A 9,690-nucleotide genomic window follows, 5' to 3' on the forward strand; every position below is an offset into this window, starting at 1 on the left:
GGTGAATTCATCTACCCAGAACCGTTCGGCAACGTCTGACGCAGGCACCGCAGCGGACTCCGGCTCGGCGCGATGATCCAAACGATACGGCCTAGCCAAAACGGCCGCTATAGACCGGCGGACACGGCGACAGCGACGTCGACGTCAAAGCCGCCGCCCCCTGACGAACGGCCGTGCCGGTCTCCGCCCCCGACAAGCAGGGCTTCCTGCCCGCCGTCGCCCGGCACACACCATCATCGTGTGGGCATCCGGCTCTGGGCCGACCGTCTCTTTTCTGAGCATCCTGCGGCGTCGGCTGATGTTCCCGGCTGGGTGGACAGCAGCTGTGGGACGCGGCTGTTTCTGTCCGAGCCCCGCTGCGACGTCCTTGTCGATGTACTCGACCAGGCGCATGGCCTCGGCATGTGTGGTGGGCAGGGTCAGACGGCGGATGCGGCCGCGGCGGTCGGCCTGGCTCGGGAGGAGAACGCCGTCAATCAGCGGCTCGTGCTGGGCGGCGCGGTAGCGCGGCGAGCGGACATGGTGACGGTGTGAATACCGTAATCCGCTTACAGCCGCTGTTCGGCAGCGAAGGGCCTTACAGGCCACGCGTGTTCGGTACGAGGAGATACAGGTCGCGCACCAGACGCCCCGGTGGTGTCCGATCGGTGGTGACCCCTAGGCTGTGCGCCGGTCGGCCCCAGGCGCCGGGGTCTCAGGGGGCGGGGAGCAGGATGTCCGTAGAACGTCACATAGCGGGGCTGCTCCAGCAGATCGCCCGTCTGCAGGACATCGTCGAGATCGCCCCCCAGGGCTCCACGCAGAAGGCGGCCGCCCTGGCGTACGTGGCGGAGCAGTACGGCTACAGATACGGCATGGCCTACAGGACCGGGTTCAAGAACTCGCTCGTCCAGGTCCGGATGTATCGGGACCCACAGCCCGACGCGCGCGTCCGCGAGGCGGCCACCATCACCGCCCATCCGCAGGCGGGCAACGGCGGGACAGTGCCGGGGTTGGAGCAGGGCTCGCTGAAGCCGCTCCCCGAAGCGGTCGGTCCCGTGGCCGTGCTGAAGGACCTCATCACCTTCGACGTCATGGCCTTGTACGTAGCCGACCGGAGCCAGAAGGTGAAGGGCTACCTCGCCTGCACGGCCCTGACCGTCCTCCTGCTCATCGACAAATCGCCGGTCGAGGCAGTCGCCTCCGGCGCGGCGGTCGCGCTGCTCTTCACCGTAACGTTCACGGTGGGCACGATCCGCCGCAGGAAGATCACGCAGCGGCTGGCGAACGCAGGGTTCCTCGCGGTACGCGACGAACGAGTCGGTCGACGGTTCCTGCGCCCGGGGCAGCAGTTGCCCGGCCACACCAACCGGTTCGCAGCCTGAAGCCCTGGCCTGAAGCGCAGGCACGGACTGGGACACACCACCGACCAGCCGGCCGAGCTGTCGCCGCTGATGGTCGGTGTGCGCACTGCTGCTGACACTCCTGGTAGTGGGCGTTACCCGGCCTGGATGTTGCTCGGCACCAGGACGACCGGTCCACCTTTACCGGTGCTTTCGGCTGCGCCGCAGAAGGAGGAAGACGACGCCTGCGGCAGCCGCGGCGAGCAGAGGGGTGCGATTGGCTTTCGCCATGGTCGCGGCCGCCTCGGCTTTCTCGCGGATCGGGTCCGGGGTCTTCTCGGCGGCGAGCTGCCCGGCCCGGCCTGCGGCGTCGCGGACCTGCGTCGCAGCATGGGCCGCCTTGTCCAGGACTGGATCCGGCGTCTTGTCCTTGACCAACTGGGCGGCCTGCGTCGCCGTGTCCCTGATCTGGTCGCTAACCAAAGCGGCCTTCTCGGCGGCCTGCCCCTTGACGTCGGCTGCCTTCTCCTTGGCCTGCGCCTTGACGTCGGCCTTGGCCGCCAGCGCCTCCACAGTCTGGCCGAGCTCCTCGCGTGTGTGCTCGATCTGGCTGCGCAGTTCCTCGGGAGTGGGCGCGGCTTCCTTGTCGCCCTGGGAGGGGGTGTTCATCGGTGTGCTGCCTCCTTGATCTGGGCCACGTCGGCCTTGACGCTGTCGATGGCCTGTTCCGGTGCCGGGGTGCCGGCCTTGGCGATCTTCTTCTTCCCGGCCGCGGCCATCACGGCTGCGATGGCTGCCAGCAGGGCGGAGATGATCAGGGCCGAAGCCCACACCGGTAGGAGCAGGGCGAGGGCCGCGATGACGGCGGCGACCAGAGCCTGCGCGGCCAGGATGCCCATAAGGCCTGCGCCGCCGAAGAGGCCGCCGCCCACACCGAGGCGTTTGCCCTTCTGCGTCATCTCCGCCCGGGCCAGGTGTAGTTCCTCGCGAACCAGCTCCGAAATCTGTTGCGACGCCCGCGTGACGAGGTCGCCCACCGATTCCTTGGGACTGCCGTGCTCCGGGTGTCCAAAGCCGCTCATCTACTCTTCACCTTTTCCCGCATGGTTCGTCCGTTGTGGCGCGGCTGCCCGTTCGTGGCGATCAGAACGAAGTGATAGCCATGGGTCTGGTGCCGGGCCTCGAAGCGAGCTGCCACGGCAGATTCCTCCCCGGTTGATGTGCACGCTGTTGTCACGGCGCGCCTACCCCGCAAGGGGCCGGTCACCCGTTTGCGGGCATTGGTCATGGAGCGGCGCAGCAGGAGGTGGGGTGTCGCCCTGACGAGGGCGGTCGCGGCCAGGCCGATGGCGGCGCTGGCTGCGATGTCGAGGTCAGTGCGCGCCGCTCAGCATGGCCGGGGTGGCGCAAGCGAGGCCGGCCCATTGCCAAGACGATGTGGCGCCGGCGGTGTGCCCGGAGGGGAAGGGGGAAAAAGGAGCTGACAGCCAGCGCGGGGTTCGTGTCACGGATGGGCTGAAAGGACTGTCGGTGGCCCCGCCCTCGGGCACGGTAACGGGGCCCCCACACGGATACCGGCTCGAAATGGACGGGCAGGAGGGCACGTGTCGCCGGTTTGACGCGGCCGCGCGGGTTTCAGGTCACATGCCGATTGCGTCGTTCAGGTCAGGTGCGCACGCGGCTGTTGGGCCCGTCATCGTCGCTGGTGCTTTCGTCGTTGAACCAGTGGTCCCCGGGGGCCAGGTAGCGGAAAGAGTGAGTGCTCGCGCTGGGCAGTGCGACGGTGACGGCCCGCTTGCCATCCTTGCGCGGCTCAAGGGTGTGGACGCCGGGCTGCCAGTTGTTGAAGTCGCCCACCACGCTGACCGGTCCGGGCGGGACGTCGGCGGGCAGGACGAAGGTGACCTCGGTGTGGTCCTTGCGCTGTGTGCGTTCCAACATGACGATCGGCTCCTCACGAGCAGGGGTGGACGGGTTTAGCGCCCATCTTCGGCGTCGGAATCGCCAGCCGTATGCCGACGCATCCGCACCCGGCCCGAGTCCACTCGACCGGCACATTCCGTAGTCAACCAAATGCGGAATGCGAGGATTCGTGTCAGCTTGGACGGGAGTCCATCCGTACCCCACGCACCAAGGAGCGGCCGTCATGGGCGGTATGAAGGACAAGCACCAGGAACCGGGCGAGGGCCGCGAGGAGCAGCAGCGCCCGCAACGCCCCGGCCAGGACCCGGTTCACCTCGAGCCCCGTACTCCCTCCCGTAGTGGCCAGCGCCCTGAGGAGATGGATCGGAGCCGCGAGGAAGACCGCCTGCGCGACGAGCGCGAGCGCGACGACGACTTCTAGGCCGCGTCCCACGCACGCAGAGCCCGGCCGGGCCCGTAGTCACCCGGTCGGGCTCTGTCACGTCCCGCGTGGACAGGCCCGCGCCCCGGGCAGGACAACCCTCGGGCCGCTCGCTGACCCGTTTGGAATGCTGAGGGAACGCGCGCCAAGATGCCGGCGGCCACACCCTCCTGAAGACCCGGACCACAGAACGAAAGCCTGGTCCACACGGAGTTCGCGCTCTCGGCGATGGGCTACTTCCACTCCATCACCGGCTCCGCCGAAAACACCGACCTGGCCTACGACTATTTCGTCGACCACGTCGCCTGGAACCGGAGCGCCAACGGCCGCAGCCTCCTGGAATGCCTACGCGATCGCCTCCCGACATGACCACCACAACCATGCCGTCAGCTTGCGGAGCAGGCGCGCATTCCCGCAGTGCGGTCGATGGAGGCAGTCTGGTCGCCAACGGAGTTCGAGGACTACGTCGCGGACTTGTGCCGTCGGGACGGCTGCACAGAAGTCCGTCGGATAGGCGCTGCCAACGATCTGGGCGCCGATGTGATCGGCCGGCTGCTGGACGGCAGATCGTGGTGCAGTGCAAGCGGCATGCCAGCACCGCACCATTGGCAGCCCGGACCTCCAGAACTGCAACGGCACCGTCCTCGTCGACGACCTGTGCCCGTCCGGGGGCGCGTGGGAAGCCGCAGCGGGCCACCGGGGACTGAGCCGTCCCAGCAGGGTCCCGCTGCCGCCCACGCGGGCCCGGGCCCGGCAGGCCGCTCCGCGTCGGGCTGTGGCGGTGCCCCGGCCCGGTCAGGAGCGGGGCAGCCATCCAGCGGTGAGGTCCGTGCTGTCCCGTGCGCGGCGAGCCCGCTCCTCGATGAGTCGGCGAAAGCCCGCCACCGCGTACCGCTCCCCAGTGGCCGAGCCGCGCCCAGGGATCCCGGCGACCTCGGCCATGCACTGTTGCGGCTGGGGCTGCCATCCAGTGACCAGGACCCGCAGGCCCAGGCACTCCGCGCGCCGGTGCACGTCCAGGAGGTGCAACAGGCCATCGGCGTCCATGACCGAGACGCCGTGCAAGTCAACCAACAGGTCTCGTTCGTCGGCGGTGACACTACCCAGTGCCTCCTGCAGCGCTTGGCCCGCGTCCGCGTCGAGTTCGCCGCTCGCGCTGACCAAGGCCGTGCCGCCGCAGTACTGGACGCCGACAGTGATCAATGCGTTCTCCTCGCGCCATCCGCACGCGCCGACGCCTGCGGTCCCCCCCCATACTGGCGTGGCGCGCCCCGAAGCCGCTGCGCGGCTCGCCATCGTGCCCGCGTCGTGCTTGCCCGCCCCTGGGCCGCCGCCCATCCTCCTGCGGGGGGAAACACCCGTTGCGACGCTGGCCGGGCCTGTCCCTGTCGTCCCATGGCAGGCCGCGCAGCGGAAGGAGGATCACCATTCGGGATGGACGTCGCGGCTGTCGTAGCGGACGCCTGCGACAGTGGTCCAGGGCCTGAAGCGTCCTGCCGAGGTGTGGTCGTGCGTGTAGGTCACTGGCTCGTTGGTGTCGTCGCTGACAATCACGGCTCCGGCCTTCTGCGCACTGCACAAGGCGTGAGTCCAGTGCCGACCGCGGTGGCCGGTTCGATAGTCGGGGATCTTGCCTTGCGACATCGGTGATCACCGCCCTGAGGAATCCGGCTCCGGCGCGGCCGGGCATACATGCCTTCCCAGGTAGGGCGTATTCCCCTAATTCGAGACCTAATGCTCTTTTTGTCCCGATGAGACACGCGTTCATGGGTGAGGTCTCAACGGAGTTGGTGCCGCCTTCTGACTCACCTGGGCGATCACTCTCTGGTCGCGAGTGGCTGGGTTTATTCCGCCCGTCGTGGCCCGGCGCCGCTATCCCCAAGCCCTTGTCCCTCCTCGTCGCAAATTGCCGTGTGTGAACTCGGGGGAGCGCGTGAAATGGGACGAGGGGGGAGCAAGCCCCTCGGCTTCCTTCCGGGATCATCGAAAAGGGCGCCCCGATGACGTCGGCCATCTCAATCGTTCCCCTAACAGCAGCCACAGCAGCGATTTGCGGTGGCGCCCAGTCCCGGCACGGGCAGACTGACCCTGGGAGTGGAAGAGAGTTCCTGCTCGTGGACCGGGCCAGCGGGCTTCGGTGGGCAGGCCGCCCGGCGTCATCGCCGCGGTGGCGCCATCAGTTGGCGACCGGGTGGCCCAGGTGGAGGTGCACACCGCCCCCGCCACCGACGTGGCGAACTTGCGGACCCAGCTAGCATGGTTGCGACGCGAGGTTGCCGCCGCAGCGTCCACCCACAACACCTCCTCCTGGCCGTCAGAACCCCGCTGATCCCCCCCACAGCATTTGTTTACAGTGACACCACGGCCGGGCCCGCTCCCGTCCTCGACGAAGCCGACTACGAACACCTCGCGTCGACCCTTGTCCGCACCGGCGCGATCCTGGATCGCAGGATGATCTCCTGGTACGTCAGGCCCTCCCGAACACGTACCCACGCTGGAGATCCGCCTCGCCCGCACCAACGCCGACCTCGACGTCGTGGTCCTGCTCGCCGCCTTGGTCCGAGGTCTGACCAGCACTTTTGCGCGGAGATCGCTGACACCAGGCCCGCGCCGCTCCTCCCACTCGCCTCACTGCTGGAGGCCCACAGGCTGGCCGCAGTGAACTGTCGGGAGATGGACCCCCTACGCGGCACACACCTGCCCGCCTGGCGTCTCGTGGACCGCCTCCGCGAACGGGTGGCACCCGCACTGGACGCCTCCACCGACCAGCCCCTGGTGGACACCGCGCTCGACGGCCTCCGCCGCACCGGTGACCGAGCCGCCCGGCAACGCCCTGTGTACAGCCCGCTGCGGCCGGCTCGCCGACATCGTGGACGCACAGGCCACAACCACGAAGGCGCAAGCGGCAGCGTAGTTGTGGCGGTTGGCAGGAAGTTCCCCTCAGGCTCCTCTGCTCACGTTCGCGATCGCCGACAACCTGGCCGGCGCGGCCGACAACTGCCGGCGATCGGCGACGGTGCCAGGTACGGCCACAGCAGTGCAGAGCAAGGCATCCCGCTTCAGGGCACCCCAACCTGGCGGAAGCGACGAGAACATGCACCGGGACGCCGACGTTGCCGGGCCTCTGGATTCCAGTCAGAACTTGCCGGCGAGCGGTTCGTTGAGCCCGCCGACCTGTACGTTCGGACCGGAAGGCAGTTCCATGGGCAGCGCAATCACAGTGGACGAGATGTGCATCAGTGCGTTCTGGGAACTGAAGGGCAAACGGGAGATCAATGCGGTGGTCTACCGTCTCAGCGACACCCTGGACACCGTGATCGTCGAGTGTCAGAGCAACCTGACGCACGATGAGCTTCTGGAGGCGCTGCCTTCCTGCAAAGCGCGCCTGGTCGTCTACTACCTGCCCTTCGCGACGGCGGAGGGGACGCGAAAGAGCGAGATCGTGATGGTCTCCTGGTTGCCGGAAGCAGCGGGTCCCAGGGACAAGCTGGCTTACACACGGGCCTCAGCCGTCCTGCTGGACGCACTTGACGGTATGCACGTCCACATTCAAGCCACGACCCTCTCCGAGCTGGACTACCACCGCCTCGTTTCTCAGGTCGCTGACCAGCCGTAGCCATTGATCTGTGGTGGCGGGGACGGGAGAGGAGGAGGGGAGAGCGCCCACGACAAGGTCCGGCAATGGGGCCTTGTCGACGGCCGATTTGCCAACTATGCGGCGCTTGCTGCGGAACGAGCCTCCACTTGCACTCGACTGACCGCGGCGCGTGGAACTCCGTCCGAGGCTTGCCCCCAGCCATCAGGCACGGTCCGGGCGTCCGCAGGCCCGGGGGCGGATTTCCGGGGCGCAACCCTTCGCCCCGACCGCCGCCCGCGTGAGTCCTCCAACTCTCACTCACCTGCAGCGGGCCCCAGCGGATTGTTACGGCAGGGGGGTGCCACCGGTGGCGTTGACGATCTCGCCGGTGATGTAGCTTGCCTGCGGGGAGGCCAGGAAGACATAGGCGGGTGCCATTTCCGCCGGCTGGGCGGCCCGCCGCAGGGGCGACTGCTTCCCGAACTCCGTCACATCCGGCATCGTCGCGGGGATCAACGGCGTCCACACCGGGCCGGGGGCCACTCCGTTCACGCGGATGCCCCGCTGGGCGACCATCTGCGCCAGTCCGTGCGTGAAGGAGATGATCGCCGCCTTCGTCATCGCGTAGTCGAGCAGGTGAGGACTGGGTTGGTAACCCTGTACGGAGGTGGTGTTGATAACCGATCCACCGCGCGGCATGTGGGCCAGGGCCTTGCGGGACAGCCAGAACATCCCGTACAGGTTGGTCTTTATCACCCGGTCGAACTGCTCCGTGGTGATCGCCTCGATCCCGTCGGGCTGCGACATCTGGTACGCGGCGTTGTTGACGAGGATGTCGACGCGCCCCAACTCGTCCACCGCGCGGTCGATCAGGGCCTTGCACTGCGCCTCGTCACGGATGTCGCACGAGACTGGTAGGCCCTTACGTCCCGCCTCACGGACCAGGCGTGCGGTCTCGGCGGCATCGTCCGCTTCCTCGGGCAGATGGGTGAAGACGACGTCCGCGCCCTCCCGGGCGAAGGCCAGGCACACGGCCCTGCCGATCCCTGAATCGCCACCAGTCACTACCGCCGCCCGGTCCAGGAGCACGCCATGACCCAGGTAGGTGCTCTCACCGTGGTCCGGCCGCGGATCCATCTCCTCGGTCGAGCCCGGATGGTCCTGCTCCTGGTCGGGGAAGGGAGGTTGGGGGTGGCGAGCCACCGGGTCGGGGACGCCGGGCGCGTTCTCAGTCATGAGGATCTCCGTTGTATGTCCGACTCGCGGGCAGCGGGGCCACCTGCCGGCCAGACGTTGGGGTGAGCCCTGGCCCGGCGGCTCCGTCCAACGCGGCCGGGCCGCCCCACGAGCGTCCGCGGGTCAGTGGCCGAGGGCGTTCTTGAGCTGCTGCTTGGACATGGTGGAGCGGCCCTGCACGCCGCGCTTCCTGGCCTCCCGGTAGAGCTCGTCATTGGTTCGCCCCGAGGAGGAGCCACCGCCGGACTTCTGGCCGCCGCGCTGTGCGGCAGATTTCCCCTGGGTGGAACTGGGGCCGGCCGTCGTGCTCTCGCCCGCGCGAGCACGCTCCTTGTTCACGGGGCGGGAGGCCATCTCCTTCGCGCGGTCTTCCGACATGCCGCGCTTCTCGCCGGACTCCTTGACATGCTTGTACTGACGCTCGCGCTTTGGGCTGGAACCTCGTGGCATGGCAGACCCTTCATTTGGGGCATCAAAGTCGTGGTGCGACTACCCGCATCGAGCGGCATCTCACGAGAGCCCGACCGAGAGCGGTGGGCCAGGCCACCGAGGCAGGTCGAACGGCCTGCGCCTTCGACGCCACGTTGGAACATCAGCCACAGGAGCGTGCATGTTCCTGCGTGACCCGGACGGGCACTTGCTTTGCCTCTTTCCCCCAGGCGGCTGACCCTGTCCTGCGGCAGACTGCGGCTCTACCTTGAGGTCGACTTCACCCGCGTGACCTTCTGCGACTGTTCCGGACTGAACCTCCTCGTCCTCCTGAACGCCCCGGCCGCAGCGCGACAAGCCGGCGCCGACTTCGCGCTGGCCCCATTCGGTCTGGGCTCGCCGCGGCCTGATCCTCGCGAATCGGAAGCTTGCCAGCGTGGTGCAGGTCGTTTAAGGGACGTCCCTGGCTGGCCCAGGCGAGGGTAGTCACTCCGCCCCCTGCACTGCCGTCAGGCTGCTGCCCCCTCGGCTGCCGACCGGCATCGAGGATGACGGCCTGCGGCGCCCCGGCCGCCCCCGTTCGGCCGACAGCGCGAGCAGCTCCTGCCTCGTTGTGCGGGTGTGCAGGACGCAGGGAGAGCTGGGGACGCGTACGGGGCCGGGCAGCTGCGCCGCGCGCTGAGGTCTGCTTAGACGCCATTTCGTTTGGTGTGATCTTGCGGCAGTCTGGTGTGGTGACGACTGGGCTTGTGCAGCGGATGGTGCCGGACGGCTTGTGGGAG

General features: G+C 68.2%; 12 protein-coding genes and 1 pseudogene. 6 read left to right on the forward strand and 7 right to left on the reverse strand.

Annotated features, from left to right (window positions below; translation table 11 throughout):
- Positions 1-240: 240 nt before the first annotated feature.
- Both ACFYW3_RS38975 and ACFYW3_RS38980 read left to right on the forward strand, forming a co-directional pair.
- Complete coding sequence (locus ACFYW3_RS38975; RefSeq protein ID WP_389389024.1) at positions 241-534, forward strand: hypothetical protein; 294 nt, start codon at positions 241-243, stop codon at positions 532-534.
- Between the two features lie 179 nt (positions 535-713).
- Positions 714-1,364 carry a hypothetical protein gene (locus ACFYW3_RS38980; protein ID WP_389389025.1) on the forward strand — a complete coding sequence of 217 codons (651 nt, stop codon included), beginning with the start codon at positions 714-716 and terminating at the stop codon, positions 1,362-1,364.
- 159 nt (positions 1,365-1,523) lie between these two features.
- On the opposite strand, the gene ACFYW3_RS38985 is transcribed toward ACFYW3_RS38980, so the two are convergent.
- From ACFYW3_RS38985 to ACFYW3_RS38995, 3 genes are all read right to left on the reverse strand, one after another.
- Positions 1,524-1,991, reverse strand: a complete 468-nt coding sequence (locus ACFYW3_RS38985) for a DUF3618 domain-containing protein (protein WP_389389026.1) — start codon at positions 1,989-1,991, stop codon at positions 1,524-1,526.
- Positions 1,988-2,404 carry a phage holin family protein gene (locus ACFYW3_RS38990; protein ID WP_389389027.1) on the reverse strand — a complete coding sequence of 139 codons (417 nt, stop codon included), beginning with the start codon at positions 2,402-2,404 and terminating at the stop codon, positions 1,988-1,990. The genes ACFYW3_RS38985 and ACFYW3_RS38990 overlap by 4 nt, the downstream gene beginning before the upstream one ends.
- Before the next feature lie 583 nt (positions 2,405-2,987).
- A complete protein-coding gene (locus ACFYW3_RS38995) occupies positions 2,988-3,263 on the reverse strand; it encodes an isoamylase early set domain-containing protein (RefSeq protein ID WP_389389028.1) in 276 nt (91 codons plus the stop codon).
- A gap of 205 nt (positions 3,264-3,468) precedes the next feature.
- Here ACFYW3_RS38995 and ACFYW3_RS39000 point away from each other — a divergent pair, with 205 nt between their 5' ends.
- The 3 genes and pseudogenes from ACFYW3_RS39000 to ACFYW3_RS39010 all read left to right on the forward strand — a co-directional run.
- A complete protein-coding gene (locus ACFYW3_RS39000; protein WP_389389029.1) occupies positions 3,469-3,666 on the forward strand; it encodes a hypothetical protein in 198 nt (65 codons plus the stop codon).
- 228 nt (positions 3,667-3,894) lie between these two features.
- The gene (locus ACFYW3_RS39005; RefSeq protein ID WP_389389030.1) at positions 3,895-4,035 is read left to right on the forward strand and encodes a hypothetical protein; all 141 of its coding nucleotides are present in this window, start codon (positions 3,895-3,897) and stop codon (positions 4,033-4,035) included.
- A gap of 57 nt (positions 4,036-4,092) precedes the next feature.
- Positions 4,093-4,164 (forward strand): annotated as a pseudogene (locus ACFYW3_RS39010) (restriction endonuclease); the annotation flags it as partial.
- Positions 4,165-4,461: 297 nt separating this feature from the next.
- Here ACFYW3_RS39010 and ACFYW3_RS39015 read toward each other — a convergent pair.
- Both ACFYW3_RS39015 and ACFYW3_RS39020 read right to left on the reverse strand, forming a co-directional pair.
- Entirely contained in the window at positions 4,462-4,869 is a 408-nt protein-coding gene (locus ACFYW3_RS39015; RefSeq protein WP_389389031.1) for an STAS domain-containing protein, read from the reverse strand.
- 219 nt (positions 4,870-5,088) lie between these two features.
- The gene (locus tag ACFYW3_RS39020; RefSeq protein WP_389389032.1) at positions 5,089-5,310 is read right to left on the reverse strand and encodes a hypothetical protein; all 222 of its coding nucleotides are present in this window, start codon (positions 5,308-5,310) and stop codon (positions 5,089-5,091) included.
- 1,393 nt (positions 5,311-6,703) lie between these two features.
- Here ACFYW3_RS39020 and ACFYW3_RS39025 point away from each other — a divergent pair.
- Complete coding sequence (locus ACFYW3_RS39025) at positions 6,704-7,282, forward strand: actin-binding ADF family protein (RefSeq protein WP_389389033.1); 579 nt, start codon at positions 6,704-6,706, stop codon at positions 7,280-7,282.
- Positions 7,283-7,588: 306 nt separating this feature from the next.
- On the opposite strand, the gene ACFYW3_RS39030 is transcribed toward ACFYW3_RS39025, so the two are convergent.
- Positions 7,589-8,479, reverse strand: coding sequence for an SDR family oxidoreductase (locus ACFYW3_RS39030; protein ID WP_389389034.1), 891 nt, complete (start codon positions 8,477-8,479; stop codon positions 7,589-7,591).
- Between the two features lie 123 nt (positions 8,480-8,602).
- A complete protein-coding gene (locus ACFYW3_RS39035) occupies positions 8,603-8,929 on the reverse strand; it encodes a plasmid stabilization protein (RefSeq protein ID WP_389389035.1) in 327 nt (108 codons plus the stop codon).
- Between the last annotated feature and the right edge of the window lie 761 nt (positions 8,930-9,690).

The sequence above is a fragment of the Streptomyces sp. NPDC002602 genome (genome assembly GCF_042889445.1).
Lineage (GTDB): Bacteria > Actinomycetota > Actinomycetes > Streptomycetales > Streptomycetaceae > Streptomyces.